Raw genomic sequence first — 16,238 nt, forward strand, 5'->3', positions numbered from 1 at the left:
CTGTCACGCTTCATGAAAACGGATTTGTTTTTTAGGGAGGATCTATCATATGAAAATGAAAGTGGGAACACGCGTAGTCCTGACGATTTATCTGATTGCGGTAATCGTATTATGTGGTTTTGTGCTGGCGATTATTGCGGGCCTTCTGCCTGCAAGCAACCTGACGGATTTTGCGTATACGGCAGCCAATGGGGATATCTGGTTTAAAATCCTGTATGCTGTAATTGGTATTGTGGTCATTATCGTAAGCTTTATGTTAATGTTTTTTGGCCTTGGAAAAGCACCTGCTCCCAAAACGGCACAGGTTGCTACGTTTGAAAGCGGAAGCATCGTCATTACGGTGAAAGCTGTTGAAGAGCTGGTGGAACGCTTTGTGCACCAGGACAAAAACATAAAAGGCCTTAAGACAAATGTGATTTCAAATCAGGATTCATTGGATATTAACCTCGATGTCAGCGTATTGCCGGAGGCGGATATTCCCCAGGTCACGAAAGACCTTCAGCAGGGGCTGTCCGCGCACATCCAGCAGCATACGGGTATCGTGGTAAGCCAGGTCAAAATCGTTGTGAGTGGGATCAGGGAAAGCACGGTAAGGCCTGCCTGACGAATCGGAGGGGCAGAAATCATGAAAGAAAAGTTTTTCGAATGGTACGGTGAGCATGGCGGATTATTCTGGGGTATGGTAATCGGCCTTGCCGTGGCAATCCTGTTTTTAACCATTGGCTTCTGGGCAACGCTTCTGATCGCTTTATGCGTTGGTGTAGGCGCATTCTTAGGCGGAAGGCCCGATATTCGCCTGATGATCAGGGAATGGTTTTACGGATTGTTTACGAAAAAGAATTGAGATTGATGGAGGAATTGTTTTGGCATGAGCAGGAAAAGCGCACGCGAAACTGCAATGAAGCTACTTTATGAATACAGCATTACCGGGGCGTTAAGCAAGGATTCACTGCATGACGCCCCGGATGTGCTTGATTTCGAGCAGTTGGATGAAGAGAACTTACATTACATTGATCAGGTGATTGATGGCTTCCCGCAAAAGCAGGAGGAAATAGACGAGATAATATCACAGAATTCACACGCATGGAAAATTGACAGAATCGCCAAGGTGGACCTTGCAATCCTGCGGCTTGCTATTTTTGAGTTGCTATACATGGAGGAGATCCCCAAAAAGGTCACAATCAACGAAGCGGTGGAACTTGCCAAAAAGTACTCCGCAGAGAAATCCTATAAATATGTCAATGGGCTTCTGGGTGGTTACCTGAAAAATGGAGCGCCAAAATGAACATATTTCTTGGAATTGATACGAGCTGTTATACAACATCCGTGGCACTTGCGGATGAAACGCAAAAAATCATATGTAATATCAAAATACCGCTTGAGGTTGCGCAGGGGAAAAAAGGCTTGCAGCAGTCTCAGGCTTTATTTCTTCATGTCAGGAATTTGACTGAAATTTTTAAGGAGAATCATTTTTCATCCTATGGAAATATCGCTGGAATCTGCGTCAGTGAGAAACCGCGTCCACAGGAAGGATCCTATATGCCGGTGTTTCTGGCCAGCACGCTTGCCGGAACGATTGCCGGAAGCACAGCGGGAGCCGACGTCCTTTATGCCACGCACCAGGAAGGGCATCTTGCCGCGGCGCTGATCGGAAAGAAGGCGCCGGAGCGTTTTCTGGCAGCCCACGTTTCAGGCGGGACAACAGAACTTCTTGACGTCGTCCGCAAAAAGGATGGCTTTGCCATCGAAATAATTGGAGCGACAAAAGATATCGCGGCCGGACAGGTTATAGACCGGCTCGCGCAAAAATTGGGGTTTCCGTTTCCGGGTGGAAGGCATGTGGAGGAATGTGCGCGGAAAAGCAGCAATGATTTACAGTTTAAATGCAGCGCAGATGGTTGCGATATGAATTTTTCCGGCGTTGAGGCACAGGTAATGAAAGCGGTCGAAAGGGAAGCGGCCCCGGATATATGCCGCTCGGCGCTTTTATCGATTGCCAAAACCCTTGAGAAAACGCTTCGGGCCGCTCGAGAAAAAACCGGCGTAAAAAATTGCCTGTTATTTGGCGGAGTGATGAGTAACCTGTTGATTAGAGAGCACATTTCGTCTAAAATAGAAGAAGTACAATTTGCTAACGTGGAATATTCTGCCGATAATGCGGCTGGACTTGCAGTTTTGGCAGCACAGAAAAAAGGGGGAACAAAATGAGCGCACAAATTCTGAGTGGAAAAGAGCTTTCCGCTGAAATCAGGGAACAGCTGAAGCAGCGGGTAAAAGAGCTGAAGGAAGCCAAAGGCATCACGCCCGGCCTTGCGGTAATACAGGTGGGGGACGACGGCGGCTCTACAATTTATGTCAATAATAAGGAAAAAGCCTGTGCTGAAGTAGGTATCTATTCGGAGGTCAACCGCCTGCCGGAAGAAACTACGCAGGAGGAGCTGCTCGCAATGGTTGACCAGTATAATAACAATCCTAAAATCCATGGCTTGCTGGTTCAACTGCCCCTCCCGTCCCACATCGATGAAACGGAGATATTAAAAAATATTAACCCGCATAAGGATGTGGACGGCTTCCATGTGCAGAATGCGGGCAGCCTGTTCACCGGACTCCCCGGGCTTGTGGCATGCACGCCAAAAGGTATTATCAAACTCATCAAAAAGTCAGGCATCGATCTCACCGGTAAAAATGCAGTTGTGATCGGCAGGAGCAATATCGTAGGAAAGCCTGTCGCGGTTCTGCTGCTCAACGAAAACGCAACCGTAACGATCTGCCATTCCAAAACAAAAAATCTGCCGGAAGTATGCGCGCAGGCCGACGTACTGGTTGCGGCGATTGGCAGGCCGGAGTTCGTGACAAAGGAATTTGTAAAGCCGGGGGCTGTAGTAATCGATGTGGGAACATCGCGTGTGGACGGAAAGCTCAAAGGCGACGTGAAGTTTGCTGAAGTAAGCGAGGTTGCAGGCTATATCACGCCTGTTCCGGGAGGCGTTGGCCCAATGACGATCACAATGCTGATGGAGAACACTGTGGATGCCGGGGAGCTTTATGGATGAACTTGTTCTTTCTGTCCATGAACTGAATTATTACGTTGCGGATAAACTTTCAAGCGATCCTTTTCTGGAGGAAATCTGGGTGCGCGGCGAGGTTACTGATGTAAATTTGAAGCACAATACCCTGTATTTTGTTTTGAAGGATGACACCGCTTCTGTCAGCTGTATGCTTTTTGACTGCGACGAAGCGGTTGAATATACAGATTCAATCATCGAGGGACAGACGATACTCGTGCGCGGGGATATTTCCCTTTACTGGAAAAACGGGAATTACAGGATCATCGTGAAGGAAGTCCAGCTTGTTGGCCTTGGCGAGCTTTATGCGCGCTTTCAACGCATCAGGGAAAAGCTTGCGAAGCTTGGCGTATTCGACGAAGAGCGCAAACGCGAAATTCCCAGATATCCAAAAAAGATTGGAATCGTTACATCGCCCTCGGGCGCTGTGATACAGGACATCAGGAATATTGCCCTGCGCAGGAATCCTTATGTAAAACTTGTGTTGTATCCGGTCAAGGTGCAGGGGGCGGATGCGCCGGGAGAAATCGTGCGTGGTATTACTTACCTGAATGAGCATACGGATGCGGACGTGCTGATCGTAGGCAGGGGAGGCGGCAGCGCGGAAGACCTCTTTGCATTCAACGAGGAAGAAGTGGTGCTAAGCGTATACCGCTCAAGGATACCTGTTATCAGCGCAGTAGGACATGAAACGGATTTTTCACTGTGCGACATGGCTGCCGACCTTCGGGCGCCAACTCCGTCTGCAGCGGCGGAGCTTGCGATCCCTGCGCGCGAAGATATTATGGCAAAACTGTCCGTTTACCGTGAAACCATAGAGCAGAAGCTGACGCAGATATTATTTGCAAAGAAGACGCAGCTTTTGCAGGGCAGGCAGGCGCTGCAAAAGGATTTGCTCTCCATGCGGGCCGAGAATGCACGTGCGTTTATTACGCACAGCATAACCCGGATCAAAAACGATGTGCAACACCTTTATCACACGCGTAAAATGCAGTATAATACCTATAGGTCGGCGATTGAAAACCTGAGCCCGATGAGCGCGTTTGACCGTGGGTATTCTGTCACGACTTATCAGGACAACGAAGTAAAAAGCGTTAAGGACGTATCTGCGGGCGACGTAGTTAAAATTATGTTAAAAGACGGGACGCTGATTGCGGGAATTACCGGTAAAGAGGAGTAAATAATATGCCTGAAAAGGACTTGGAAGCCTATCTTGAAGATTTGAAACAAATATCCCAAAAAATTTCGGATGAGAATATCAAGCTTGCGGAAGCCGTTTCATTGTACAAAAAAGGAATGACGGCAGCCGATAAAGCGTCTAAGATTCTGGAAAAATATGAAAACGAATTAGAAATTGTTCATGATGAAAGCGAGGAATGATCATGCCTGATATTTTGAATCAATATACCGACATTATCAACCGGCGGCTGGGGGAATTGCTTGATATCAGCAATACGAATGCTGTAATCAAAGATGCGATGAACTACAGCGTCAATGCAGGCGGAAAACGGTTGCGTCCTACTTTGAACATTATGGCAAACGCTCTTTTGTCAGGGAATATGAAAGAGACTCTGGATATTGCGTGTGCGATTGAGATGATTCACACCTATTCCCTGGTTCACGATGATCTTCCTGCAATGGACGACGATGACCTGAGACGCGGTAAGCCAACCAGCCATGTGATGTTTGGCGAGGCGTTTGCCGTTTTATGCGGAGACGCGCTGCTCAATTTTGCTTATGAGGTGATGCTTAAAAACGCGCTCCGCTATGCTTCCAATATGGACTCGCATATCAAGGCGATGCTTGAAGTGGCCACGGGAGCGGGCGTTTATGGTATGATCACAGGCCAATGCGGCGATCTTGAAAACGAAGGACAGATTTTAACGGAAGTAGAATTGAAATATGTGCATGAACATAAAACGGGCGCAATGATCAAATCTGCGCTGTTGTCCGGTCTTTTGCTGTGTAATCCCCGGCAGGAATATATTGACGCGCTGACTGTTTATGGAAATAATATCGGCCTTACGTTCCAGATTGTGGACGATGTGCTCGATATTGTTGGCGATCAGGAAAAAATGGGTAAAACACTGGGCAAGGACAATAAATCCAAAAAGTTTACATTTCCTACTTTGTACGGCGTAGAGAAGTCTATGAAGATTGCCGAAGAGAAAACCGACGAGGCTGTAACCGCCTTGAAGGTATTCGGTACGCGTGGCGAAGAGCTTGCAGAGCTTGCGCGTTTTATTCTGAAACGGGAAAAGTAGTTGAGGGAGAAGGATTCGAGCATGAAAATAGCGATTGACGGACCTGCGGGTGCGGGAAAGAGCACCGTTGCCAGGGCGGTTGCAGAAAAACTGCATATCAATTATCTCGATACTGGGGCGATGTACCGCGCGGCTGCTTACGCGATGCTTGAGAAGGGGATTGAGCCGGAACGTTCACAGGAGGTCGTGCAGGCTTTGCCTGAAATGGATATGAAGGTTATTTATGAAAACGGTATGCAAAAGGTCCTGATCGGCGGAAAGGATGTAACGCCGTTTATCCGTACGCCGCGTATTTCCAGGGGGGCAAGCGATATCGCTGTTATTCCTGAGCTTCGTCTTAAGCTCGTAGAGCTGCAGCGCGAGGTAGCGGACGAATACGACGTTGTAATGGATGGCCGCGATATAGGGACTTATGTGCTGCCGGATGCAGATTTCAAATTTTTTATTACGGCTTCACCAAGGGAACGCGCAAAGCGCAGGTATCTGGAAATGAAAGATACCGATCCAAACGCCGATCTTGACGAGATCGAACGAGAAATTATCGCACGGGATAAAACGGATTCCACACGGAAATTTGCACCGCTGTGCCAGGCGCCGGACGCGCTTCTGGTAGATACCACAGAGATGAGCAGGGAGCAGGTAATTAAGCTGGTAGCCGAGCGGGTTTCGGGGGAGAAATAACATGGTTTATTTTCTTGCGCGGGTATTTGCTTATATCGTCCTGATGCCGATTTTTTGTATAAAGGTAATCGATAAGAAAAACCTGAAGATCAAAAGCGGAGCAGTAGTCATCTGCAATCATCAGTCTAATTGGGATCCGATCATTTTGGGGCATAGTATCAAGACGCAACCAGTATGCTATATGGCCAAAGAGGAGCTTTTTCAAAACAAAATAGCCAACTGGTTTTTACGGCGGCTTCACGCCATCCCGGTGGCCCGCGGGAAAAGTGATTTAAAAGCGGTTAAAACAGCCCTTACGACGCTTAAAAACGGAAAGATACTTGGAATTTTTCCAGAGGGGACGCGAAGTGAAACGGGTGAGATCCTGCCGTTCGAGCCAGGGGCGGCGCTTATGGCAATGCGGGCGGGCGTACCGGTGGTACCGGTCTATATCCAGGCAAGTTACAAGCTCTTTCATCAGGTGAAGCTGTATACGCATCCGCCGATAGACCTGAAGGAGATTGTTGGAGAGAAAACAAACAGCGCGGCGGTAGAAAAGGCGACGGAGTACCTGCGCGGGATTATGATTGAAATGAGGGAAAAGGCGTGTCAAAAATAGTGGTAGCCCAAAACGCCGGATTTTGCTTTGGCGTTGCGCGCGCGGTGGATTCGGTGAACGAAACCATCGGTAAATACAGGCACATCTATACCTACGGGGAATTAATCCATAACAAGGACGTAATCGTAGAGCTGGAAAACAAGGGCGTCAGGATCACAGAGGATATTGACAGCGTCCCACAGGAAGAAAGCACGGTTATCATCATTCGTTCGCATGGTGTTCCCAAAGCTGTATACCAAAAAATAGAAAACAGGGGCTTTGAGCTTTTAGACCTCACCTGTCCGTTTGTCGCACGTATCCATAACCGTGTCATTGAGGCGGGGGATATGCCTGTCGTTATTATCGGCGCAGAGGATCATCCTGAGGTAACGGGAATCAAAGGCTGGGCGCAGGGGCCGGTTTATGTGGTAAATACCGCAGAAGACGCGGCAACGATTCCTTCCCTTGACGAAGCGCTCGTGGTCGCGCAAACAACAATTACACACGATTTGTGGGATGAAATTGTGACTGTACTGCGTGAAAGGATTGTAAACCTCGAACTTTTCAATTCTATTTGCGATACGACGCAAAAACGACAGAAGGAAGCGGTAGAACTTGCGAAAAAGTCTGATATCGTCCTAGTGGTGGGAGGGAAGCACTCGTCAAATACGGAAAAATTGTACAAATTGTGTAAAAATAATTGTCAAAAAACGTATTACATAGACAATATTGCAGAACTTCCACTTGAAAATGTGACGAATCATGATATAATAAGTATTGTCGCCGGTGCTTCGACACCGGATCGGTTAATTAGGGAGGTAAAGACACTTATGAGCGATGTCGAAAAAGTAGTGGACGCAGAAGTTGCAGAGGAGACGGAAGTATCCACAACAGAACAAGAACAATCACAGGCAAACGAGGATTTCATGGCTGAAATCGAAAAATCGTTTGTATATATTAAGAGAGGACAGATAGTAACCGGAACGGTTGTTCAGATTTCCGACAGTGAAATATGTGTCAATATAGGCTATAAATCTGACGGTATCATCAAAAAAGAGAACCTTACCGCATCCGGTGATGCAAATCCACAGGATTTGTTCAAGGTTGGAGATGAGATCGAAGCAGAAGTCGTTACGTTGAACGACGGGGAAGGCAATGTTGTGCTCTCCAGAAGGTCTATCGAATCCAAGCTGAAATGGAAAGAACTGGTGGAATCTCTTGATGAAACCGCAGTTTATACTGTCAAGGTGGATAAAGTCGTAAAGGGCGGCGTACTTGCTAAACTGGAAGGATATGACGCATTTATTCCTGCATCCCAGCTTTCTTTGAAGTACGTTGAGGACCTCAACGAGTTTGTAGGCAAAGAGCTTGAAGTCAACATCATCGAGGCAGATAAGCGCCAGAGGCGTTTTGTACTGTCTCATAAGAATATCCTGAAGGTTCAGGCGGAAGAACAGGAAAAGAAGCTATATGAAACCTTCAAAAAAGGTGATAAAGTAACTGGAAAAGTAAAGCGCCTGACCGATTTTGGCGCGTTCATCGATATCGGTGGCGTAGATGGGCTTCTCCATATTACAGATATTTCCTGGGTTAAAATCAAACATCCTTCGGATGTGTTAAACGTGGGGGATGAAATTGAAGTCCTCATTATGAATGTTGATCCTGAAAAGAAGAGGATTTCCCTCGGATTGAAGCAGCTTTCACCCAAGCCATGGGATCTTGTTCCTGAGAAGTATCTTGTTGGAGACACAGTGGAAGGCACGGTTGTACGCATTATGCCGTTTGGCGCGTTTGTTTCCCTTGAACCTACCATTGACGGATTGATCCACATTTCCCAGGTGACCAACAGGCGCCTTGAGAAGGTTGAGGAAGAGCTTAGGATTGGCGATAAGGTAACTGCCAAGATTATGGAAGTGAACCCTGCAAAAAAACGCATCAGCCTGAGCATTCGCGCACTAATGGATGAACCGGAAAAGCCTGCAAAGCGTGAAGACGATTCCAGACAGCGTGAAGAGAAATTCCATTATGAAATTCCGCCGGTAGAAGAGGCTACTTCTTCACTTGCAGATTTCTTCCCAAAAATGGATGATCAGGACGAAGAATAGTTATTAGAATTGCATAAAAAAGCCGCACCACGCGGCTTTTTTTACGCAATTTTGTGTCTCTAAAAAAAGCATAAAAAAAAGAGTCAAAACTATTGACTTTTCAACCAAATTAAAGTATATTATAAAGCGTCGCAAATAAAAAGAGTATGCTTCGGGGTGTAGCGCAGTTTGGTAGCGCACGTGCTTTGGGAGCATGGGGCCGGGGGTTCGAGTCCCTCCACCCCGACCAAAAAATACATCTTAGCTTTTGTACGAGGCCCCATGGTCAAGCGGTCAAGACATCGCCCTTTCACGGCGGTAACCCGGGTTCGATTCCCGGTGGGGTCACCATTTGTTTTTTGAGCAAGTTTTACTCTTATTTGCTTGCGGGCCCTTAGCTCAGTTGGTCAGAGCGGTCGGCTCATAACCGATTGGTCCGGGGTTCGAGTCCCTGAGGGCCCACCAATTGAGTAAAGGAATTATGTACCTTTACATGATAATATTTACAGTAATGTGGCCTGGTAGTTCAGTTGGTTAGAACGCTAGCCTGTCACGCTAGAGGTCGAGAGTTCGAGTCTCTTCCAGGTCGCCACATTTGCCTCTGTAGCTCAGTCGGTAGAGCAGGGGACTGAAAATCCCCGTGTCGGTGGTTCGATTCCGCCCGGAGGCACCATGAAATATGCCGCGTCTTTATAAGACCGGCGTAATAAGTCAAAAAAAGCCTTTTAAAAAGGCTTTTTTTATACCTGATATTACCAGTAGATTTTGCGGACTGACCAATGTCATAATCCACGTATCGCAATATTTGCAACAGGGAATCCGATTTGTTTGGCCAAAACCGGTTGATCCTTTGGCAGCAACTAAAATTGTAAAAACTATTTTACAAAAAATACTTGATTTTTGCTGCGATTCTGGTAAAATATTAAACGCTGACATAATTATCCTGCTGGTGTAGCTCAATTGGCAGAGCAGCTGATTTGTAATCAGCAGGTTGCGGGTTCAAGTCCCATCACCAGCTCCAAACTTTAAACCGCGTTTTTATGCGGTTTTTTTATTTTTCTGAATGTTCGTGATCTTCAAAAATCCTTTGTTAAACTTTTTTATTGTTTGTAATTATCTTTAGCATCAAAAATTCTGATTGTCATAAAGGTTCATTTTTCTTTCATTCTTAACAGCTCCGCCAGTTGAGAACGTAAAGCGTCTGAACAAAAACTACTTTTTACTGAAAAGGTGACATTGCGTAGAAATTTCGATAGTTTCGTAGATAATACCATTCTATTAGCAGGATGTTTTTTTTATCATAGGATTAACGCAAGAAGAATTTCAAACATAATCTTACTATATTTATTTTATTGAACCAGTAACATTTAAAATACTGACACTATTTGCCGAGAAAAAAGGATAACTCTTTGTCAAAATTTCTAATTGTCCCGTAAGGGCCTGAAAATAAGGAGGAAATTATGAAAAAGAAAGCATTGATGGTAGTATCTATTGTGATCGTACTCTGCCTGCTTATGGCTGCGTGCGCATCCTCCCCGGCGGCTTCTTCCACTGGCGAATCGACGACGGAAGCGAGCGCGCCTTCCGAAGCAAAAGAAACGCAGGACGCAACCGCTACAACAGCTTCTGCAAAAAAGGACATTAAATTCTATGGTAAAATTGTAGAATATACATCAGGCGAAGCAACGTGCGAAAAACTCGAAGAGCTGCTTTCGGATCAGTATAATATCGAATCACTCCAGGTAGACTGGGGGAACCTCGAACAGGTCATCCGTACAGGCATCGCTTCGGGGGATCCCTGCGACGTTTATAATTATTGGCCGCAGTATATAAGCACATTCACAAAATCGGATATGGCGCTCGATCTTACACCATACCTTGACGCCGATGGCGGTGCGTGGCGCGATACCTTTGACGAAAACCTGTTGACGCTGGGAGAAATCGACGGGAAAGTCTACGACATACCTACTACGCCAAACTTCTCCTGCCTGATTGCCAATAAGGAATTATTTGAACAGGCGGGCGTACCGGTTCCGGACGGCACCTACTGGAGCTGGGATGATTTCCTCAAAGCCTGCGAAACCTTCAAGGAAAAAGATATTTTCCCGATGTCGGCGCCGACTGATAATCAAAAAGGGAACTGGGTATGGGGTAATGGTGTTCTTGGCTATACGAAAGACGCCAATAAGGTAGATGAAGTAGCGGAAGGAAAAGTGGCATGTACGGACGATATTTTTAAAAATGCGTTCACCAATACAAAGGAACTCTACGACAAGGAATATATGTATCCGGGCGAGGGCGCTGTAACGCTTACGACAGACGAAGGACGCGCTGCGTTCTCTCAGGGTAAAACGGCTCTTTGTGCGGAAGTTGCAGCAGGCATCGGCGCGGTGATAGATTCCCTCCCGTTTGAAGCCGTCATCGTTCCATGGCCGTCTATGGCAAGTGAAACGGCTATAACCGGCGGTGCTGACGGTTTGTTTATTCCAGCCAATGTCAAGGATCCTGATGCCGCAGTGGAAGTCCTGAAAACCTATACGAGCGTTCCTGTCCAGCAGATTAATGCCGATAACGGTTTTGTTGTGGCGGTAAAGGGAACGACCTCTGACGATCCCATCGTCAAAAAGCTCTCGGATTTCACATTTGCAGTCGTTGCAAAGGAAATTAAAAACCTTGATCCCGTCATGTCGGATTATTGCGTCAATCAGGCACTGCCAGAACTTATATTAGGGGGTGGCGTTGATTCCGTCATGCAGGCGATGGAAGATATCCGCCAGCAGATTGTCGGATAAACGAAAACGAACAAAAATGAATTAGAAGCGGCGTTCGTGGGGGATGCCGCTTCTAAATTGTTTTAATCCGGAATTCGTCAAAATATGTTATGATATATTATATTTAAACATATTCTATGACTGGCTACGTCGAGGAAACCATGCGTCTGTTTTCAAATCTAAACTTATCACAAAAATTCAGCGTAACGCTTTTGCTGCTTTTGCTTGCGCCTATTATTGTCGTTTCCATTCTGGTCAGTCACTATATCAGCGTTAACAACTACAGACAGACCTGCGACGCGCGCTTTGCGCTTTTGGAGCAGGTGAGCGGTAACCTGGAAAATTTTACGAATGACGCGAAGTATGTCTCCCTGAATATTTTATCGGATGCAAAAACGCAGTCCCTCCTCAAAGACTACCGTGATCCCACGATCGACGCGGTTGGCAGGCAAACGCTGACGGTAGGTTTTTCCGTTCAGCCGCTCCTTGAATCAAGGAATTATGTCGAAGCCATCAGCCTGTATGACGACGAAGGAATTATCTACCAGTATGGTCTGCGTATTGAAGCGGAGGATATGCAGTACGTCGAAGCGGTAAAGGAAGCGGAGGGAAGGCCGTTTTGGACGGCGGCCTATAAGCAGGTTTATCCGGGCGACTACTATTACCGTTACCTTGACGGTGAATACGTCGTATCGCTGCTGCGCGGAATCAATGATCTTGGAAATTATAAAACAATGCTGGGGATCGAACGAATTACCTTTGATGAAGCGTACATCGAGGCCCTCTATTCCGGTATTATGATTGGAAATGGGCGTATGTATATCGTGAACCGGGACGGGGAAGTCGTGTCATCCACCGATAAATCCATGCTTGGAAGCAACCTGTCAGGCGGCGGACGGTTTGCGGAGCTGTTCGGAAACAGTGGATATTTCGAACAGGATGGGAATGTTGTGCTCCATACGGTGCAGGATAGCCCGGATTGGAGCCTTGTGATGGAAGAGCCCAAAAGCGTCTTCCTGAGCGGGCAGAAGGAAGTAACGCTGCTGACATTTTTTAATATCCTTGTCGTGGTATCCTTTGGAATCGCGTTCCTGCTGGTACAGAACCGCAGCATCATCCGGCCGGTATCGCTGCTTTCAAAGGATGCGCAGAATTACAGGGAAGGGAATTTCAGGATTACGACGCAGTCGAGGAGTAACGACGAAATCGGGCAGCTCAACCGCTCGCTGCGTGAAATGAACGAATATATCAGGAATCTGATCGAGCAGGAATACAAAAGCAAACTTTCGGAACGGGAGATGGAACTGGAATACCTGCAAAGCCAAATTAATCCGCATTTTTTGTACAACACATTGGATAACATCCGTTGGATGGCCGTCATGGAAAACCAGCAGAAAATCGCAGACAATATCGAGGCGCTCTGCAACCTTTTCCGGCACAGCCTGAACAGCGGCAACAAATATACAACGCTCGAAGAAGAGATCAAAAGCCTTGAGTCCTATATCCTACTACAGCGCGCGCGGTTTGAAGACAGCATCTTTTTTGAAATCAGGGTGGAGGAAGATTTACTTCCATGCAGGATCATCAAATTGGTCATCCAGCCGCTTGTCGAAAATGCGATCGTGCACGGAATTGAGCCCAAACTGGGGAAAGGGCATATCAGGATACTGATCGACAGGTGGGAAGGAAAAATGCGCTGTCGCGTTACCGACGACGGGATTGGTATCGATGCGGAAGCGATTAACAAATATATCAACGGGGAATGGGATGCAGGCAGATCGTTTGCGCTTAAAAATATCCATGACAGGATTCAGCTCGAATACGGGAAGGAATATGGGCTCAGTATACAGGGCAGCAAAAACAAAGGTTCAGTTGTCCGGTTACTGCTTCCCATACTGTACAAAACAGATGAAGAATGAAATTAAGTTACTCATAGCAGATGATGAAACAAATATCCGCCTCGGCCTCCAGACAGGCATTGACTGGCAAGAACTGGGGATCGACCGTGTATTTGCTGCGCGCGATGGACAGGAGGCATATCGCCTGTGTATGGAGTATAAAATAGAGCTGGTACTGACAGATATCCGTATGCCGGGCCTTGATGGACTGGAGCTTGGCAGGAGGCTTAACTATGAGCCACTAAGAATTGTCATTATGAGCGGGTTTGCAGACTTTGATTATGCACACGATGCAATCAAGCTTGGCGCCGTTGATTACTTATTGAAGCCGGTCAATATTCAGGCCTTAAAAGAGCTGATACAAAAACTGGTCGCCCAGATTATTTCTGTGAAAAATGCGGCGATGGCGCTTGGCGAGGAGGGCTCGTTCGGCCTGGAAATGCACCAGGTCATTTTCGGCAGAGATCCCACACTGAACCTCAGCGAAAACAGCTTTAGCCCTTTGCTTGTACGCGCGTTTGCATATATCAACGAACGTTATGCAGATCGTATTACCGTGGAAGACGTAGCCAGGCACCTTGGGAAATCGAATAATTACTTTAGCTCCTGCTTTAAACGATCAACTGGGACCAGTTTTGTAGATTACCTTGCGCGGGTTCGAATCGAACATGCGCGGCGAATGCTGCGTACAACCTCGATGATGACTTATGAAATTGCAGATAAAGTTGGCTTCTACGATTATAAATATTTCTCAACTGTTTTCAAGCGGATCGTCGGATGCTCGCCCTCCGCATACCGTAAAAAAATGGAGCAGTGATTGCTATTGCAATTTTAGCGCGAATTTTCGCAGAAACGTCCACACTCTGAAATCGTAACAAAAGAAAGGGATTATCCATTTAAGCAGGATGATTCCTTTCTTTTGTTGCGTGCGGCTGGTAATTTGCTAACGCAGGCAGATATCACCTTTTGAAAGCGGAAGTCCACTTCGTAGAATTTTGGATAGTTTCGTAGTGTGCACCCTTCTTGAGATCAACGATTTTGCCTATAATAAAGTCATCACCAAATACAATTCAATGAACGTCGAATGATTCCGCAAAGTTTTATTTTTATGGGGAGGGAAAAATATGGAAACTGCAATTCGAAAAAGTAAGACAAAGCGTCGCCTGCTGTGTCTGCTGTTTTTGGTTCCTGCATTTGCATTTCTTGTTTATGCGCTGTATGTCCCGTTTGTATGGAATGGAGTTATGTCGTTCCAACAGTGGGATGGATTCAGTGCTCCACAATGGGTTGGCGCGGATAATTATGCAAAAGCCTTCACAAACGGCACATCCCGTCTCAGCTTGCAAAATTCTGTGTTTCTGGGGCTGGTATCCACTGCAGGATCGGTTCTTATGGGACTGTTTTTGGCGGCGCTTGTATTTAAGGTATACAGGAAGGAGGGAGCTTTTTATCGCTTGATGGCGTTTATGCCGGTAATGCTGCCTGCGGCAGTGGTCGGCTTATTGTTTACGTTTTTTTATAATTCAGACATGGGCCTGCTTAACAATTTACTCCGGTCAATCGGTTTGGATAACCTGACAACGGCGTGGCTGGAGAATAAATCGACCGTAATGTGGTGCATCGCACTCGTCAATATATGGAAAATGAGCGGTCTGACGATGATGCTCAGTTTTGCGGCGATGCAAATGCTGCCAGCCTCTATCTTTGAATCAAGCAAACTGGAAGGAGCGAGCTATCCGCGCCAGTTTTTCAGCCTGATCCTGCCATTGATCCGGCCTACTGTCCTGATGACGGCCGTCTATACGCTGACGGTGAATTTCAAATCCTACGATATTGTTTCCGTCATGACGGGAGGGGGGCCGGGCACAACCTCTTACGTCGTACCCATCAACATGGTAAAAACAGCGTTTAACTTTGGAGATTTTGGCTATGCAGCTGCACAGGGGGTGATTATCACGGTGATCGTCATCCTGATCGTGGTATTGATGAACCGGGTGTTCAAAGGAGAAAAATATGAATACTAAACGTATGAATATCAACCAGAAAACTGTCAGGATGCACATGAAGGGCGATGGCAAGGCGCGGGGATTCAGCCGCACATTATTGATTCTCTATTGTGCGGTAATCGTATTTCCAATTATTTTCGTTGTAATGACTTCTTTCAAATCAACGTCGGAATTTTATACGAACGTTTGGGGACTGCCCCAGCATGTTGCGTGGGAAAATTACGCTACGGCATGGAATGATGCGAAAATCGGTCAATATATGCTCAACAGCGTGATCATCGTGTCTATCGTGCTTATCGTATCGCTCATTGTCGGCGCACTGGCAGGATATGCCTTGTCCAGATTCCGCATCAAACACGCGGAGATTATTATGCTTGCGATTCTGGCATGTACGATGCTGCCTTCCGAATCGGTCATTATGCCACTGTATCTGATTACATCAAAAATCGGGCTGATCGGATCGCGGATGTCGCTTATCATCCCATATATCGCATGGGGGCTCCCCATGACGATCTATATTTTTCGGAATTTTTTCGATACCATACCAAACGAACTGCTCGAGGCTGCGCGTATCGACGGCTGCACGGAGGTACAGACTTTCACAAAAGTTGCGATACCGCTTATGCTTCCGGCAATCGCTACCAACGCGATTCTGATCTTTGTCGCATGGTGGGGGGAACTTTTATGGGCGACAGTAGCGCTGGCCTCCTCGTCCATGAAAACAATACCGATCGGCATGGTTTCGTTTTCAGCACAGTTTGGCACGAATTGGGGACCGATGTGCGCTGCAATCTGCATCATACTGATCCCGCTCGTTGTCTTCTTCTGCTTTGTTCAAAAATATTTCGTGCAGGGCCTGACCGGTGGAGCGGTCAAAGGCTGAGGGAGGAAA

17 protein-coding genes and 6 tRNA genes are annotated in these 16,238 nt (G+C 46.7%); 22 read left to right on the forward strand and 1 reads right to left on the reverse strand.

Translation table 11 applies throughout. The annotated features are described in order from the left end of the window. Positions 1-49 precede the first annotated feature (49 nt). The 16 genes from amaP to CHK_RS14030 all read left to right on the forward strand — a co-directional run bounded on the left by amaP (position 50) and on the right by CHK_RS14030 (position 9,344). On the forward strand, positions 50-604 hold the full coding sequence (gene amaP, locus CHK_RS13955) for an alkaline shock response membrane anchor protein AmaP (RefSeq protein WP_046444683.1): 555 nt from the start codon (positions 50-52) through the stop codon (positions 602-604). Between the two features lie 21 nt (positions 605-625). Continuing rightward, complete coding sequence (locus CHK_RS13960) at positions 626-844, forward strand: DUF2273 domain-containing protein (RefSeq protein WP_046444684.1); 219 nt, start codon at positions 626-628, stop codon at positions 842-844. 24 nt (positions 845-868) lie between these two features. Next, the gene (nusB, locus tag CHK_RS13965; protein WP_046444685.1) at positions 869-1,285 is read left to right on the forward strand and encodes a transcription antitermination factor NusB; all 417 of its coding nucleotides are present in this window, start codon (positions 869-871) and stop codon (positions 1,283-1,285) included. Then, a complete protein-coding gene (locus tag CHK_RS13970; protein WP_046444686.1) occupies positions 1,282-2,208 on the forward strand; it encodes a Kae1-like domain-containing protein in 927 nt (308 codons plus the stop codon). Before nusB ends, CHK_RS13970 begins: the two co-directional genes overlap by 4 nt. Next, on the forward strand, positions 2,205-3,053 hold the full coding sequence (gene folD, locus CHK_RS13975) for a bifunctional methylenetetrahydrofolate dehydrogenase/methenyltetrahydrofolate cyclohydrolase FolD (RefSeq protein ID WP_046444687.1): 849 nt from the start codon (positions 2,205-2,207) through the stop codon (positions 3,051-3,053). The genes CHK_RS13970 and folD overlap by 4 nt, the downstream gene beginning before the upstream one ends. Next, positions 3,046-4,245 carry an exodeoxyribonuclease VII large subunit gene (xseA, locus tag CHK_RS13980; protein WP_046444721.1) on the forward strand — a complete coding sequence of 400 codons (1,200 nt, stop codon included), beginning with the start codon at positions 3,046-3,048 and terminating at the stop codon, positions 4,243-4,245. The genes folD and xseA overlap by 8 nt, the downstream gene beginning before the upstream one ends. Before the next feature lie 5 nt (positions 4,246-4,250). Beyond that, the gene (gene xseB / locus CHK_RS13985; protein ID WP_046444688.1) at positions 4,251-4,445 is read left to right on the forward strand and encodes an exodeoxyribonuclease VII small subunit; all 195 of its coding nucleotides are present in this window, start codon (positions 4,251-4,253) and stop codon (positions 4,443-4,445) included. A 2-nt stretch (positions 4,446-4,447) separates the two neighbouring features. Continuing rightward, positions 4,448-5,329, forward strand: a complete 882-nt coding sequence (locus CHK_RS13990; RefSeq protein WP_160295689.1) for a polyprenyl synthetase family protein — start codon at positions 4,448-4,450, stop codon at positions 5,327-5,329. 21 nt (positions 5,330-5,350) lie between these two features. Further along, positions 5,351-6,010 (forward strand): (d)CMP kinase, encoded by a 660-nt coding sequence (gene cmk / locus CHK_RS13995; RefSeq protein WP_046444690.1) that lies wholly within the window; start codon positions 5,351-5,353, stop codon positions 6,008-6,010. 1 nt (position 6,011) lies between these two features. Further along, positions 6,012-6,608, forward strand: a complete 597-nt coding sequence (locus CHK_RS14000; protein WP_046444691.1) for a lysophospholipid acyltransferase family protein — start codon at positions 6,012-6,014, stop codon at positions 6,606-6,608. Then, positions 6,596-8,692 carry a bifunctional 4-hydroxy-3-methylbut-2-enyl diphosphate reductase/30S ribosomal protein S1 gene (locus tag CHK_RS14005; protein ID WP_046444692.1) on the forward strand — a complete coding sequence of 699 codons (2,097 nt, stop codon included), beginning with the start codon at positions 6,596-6,598 and terminating at the stop codon, positions 8,690-8,692. The genes CHK_RS14000 and CHK_RS14005 overlap by 13 nt, the downstream gene beginning before the upstream one ends. A 152-nt stretch (positions 8,693-8,844) precedes the next feature. After that, positions 8,845-8,921: transfer RNA gene (locus tag CHK_RS14010), tRNA-Pro, on the forward strand. A gap of 26 nt (positions 8,922-8,947) precedes the next feature. Beyond that, a tRNA-Glu gene (locus CHK_RS14015) sits at positions 8,948-9,022 on the forward strand. 37 nt (positions 9,023-9,059) lie between these two features. Then, positions 9,060-9,136, forward strand: a tRNA-Ile gene (locus tag CHK_RS14020). 50 nt (positions 9,137-9,186) lie between these two features. After that, positions 9,187-9,263: transfer RNA gene (locus tag CHK_RS14025), tRNA-Asp, on the forward strand. A gap of 5 nt (positions 9,264-9,268) precedes the next feature. Then, positions 9,269-9,344, forward strand: a tRNA-Phe gene (locus CHK_RS14030). Between the two features lie 38 nt (positions 9,345-9,382). On the opposite strand, the gene CHK_RS16415 is transcribed toward CHK_RS14030, so the two are convergent. Then, the gene (locus CHK_RS16415; RefSeq protein ID WP_131924958.1) at positions 9,383-9,607 is read right to left on the reverse strand and encodes a hypothetical protein; all 225 of its coding nucleotides are present in this window, start codon (positions 9,605-9,607) and stop codon (positions 9,383-9,385) included. Positions 9,608-9,616: 9 nt separating this feature from the next. On the opposite strand from CHK_RS16415, the gene CHK_RS14040 reads away from it, so the two are divergent. The 6 genes from CHK_RS14040 to CHK_RS14065 all read left to right on the forward strand — a co-directional run bounded on the left by CHK_RS14040 (position 9,617) and on the right by CHK_RS14065 (position 16,229). Further along, positions 9,617-9,692, forward strand: a tRNA-Thr gene (locus tag CHK_RS14040). Positions 9,693-10,131: 439 nt separating this feature from the next. Then, positions 10,132-11,463: an ABC transporter substrate-binding protein gene (locus tag CHK_RS14045; protein ID WP_046444694.1), complete on the forward strand. Its 1,332-nt coding sequence runs from the start codon at positions 10,132-10,134 to the stop codon at positions 11,461-11,463. A 116-nt stretch (positions 11,464-11,579) separates the two neighbouring features. Beyond that, a complete protein-coding gene (locus CHK_RS14050) occupies positions 11,580-13,361 on the forward strand; it encodes a sensor histidine kinase (protein ID WP_082103586.1) in 1,782 nt (593 codons plus the stop codon). Beyond that, complete coding sequence (locus CHK_RS14055) at positions 13,351-14,157, forward strand: response regulator transcription factor (protein ID WP_046444696.1); 807 nt, start codon at positions 13,351-13,353, stop codon at positions 14,155-14,157. Before CHK_RS14050 ends, CHK_RS14055 begins: the two co-directional genes overlap by 11 nt. 307 nt (positions 14,158-14,464) lie before the next feature. Next, complete coding sequence (locus tag CHK_RS14060; protein ID WP_046444697.1) at positions 14,465-15,364, forward strand: carbohydrate ABC transporter permease; 900 nt, start codon at positions 14,465-14,467, stop codon at positions 15,362-15,364. After that, the gene (locus CHK_RS14065) at positions 15,354-16,229 is read left to right on the forward strand and encodes a carbohydrate ABC transporter permease (protein WP_052740620.1); all 876 of its coding nucleotides are present in this window, start codon (positions 15,354-15,356) and stop codon (positions 16,227-16,229) included. The genes CHK_RS14060 and CHK_RS14065 overlap by 11 nt, the downstream gene beginning before the upstream one ends. Positions 16,230-16,238 lie beyond the last annotated feature (9 nt).

It is taken from the genome of Christensenella hongkongensis (genome assembly GCF_000981035.1).
Classification (GTDB): Bacteria; Bacillota; Clostridia; order Christensenellales; family Christensenellaceae; genus Christensenella; species Christensenella hongkongensis.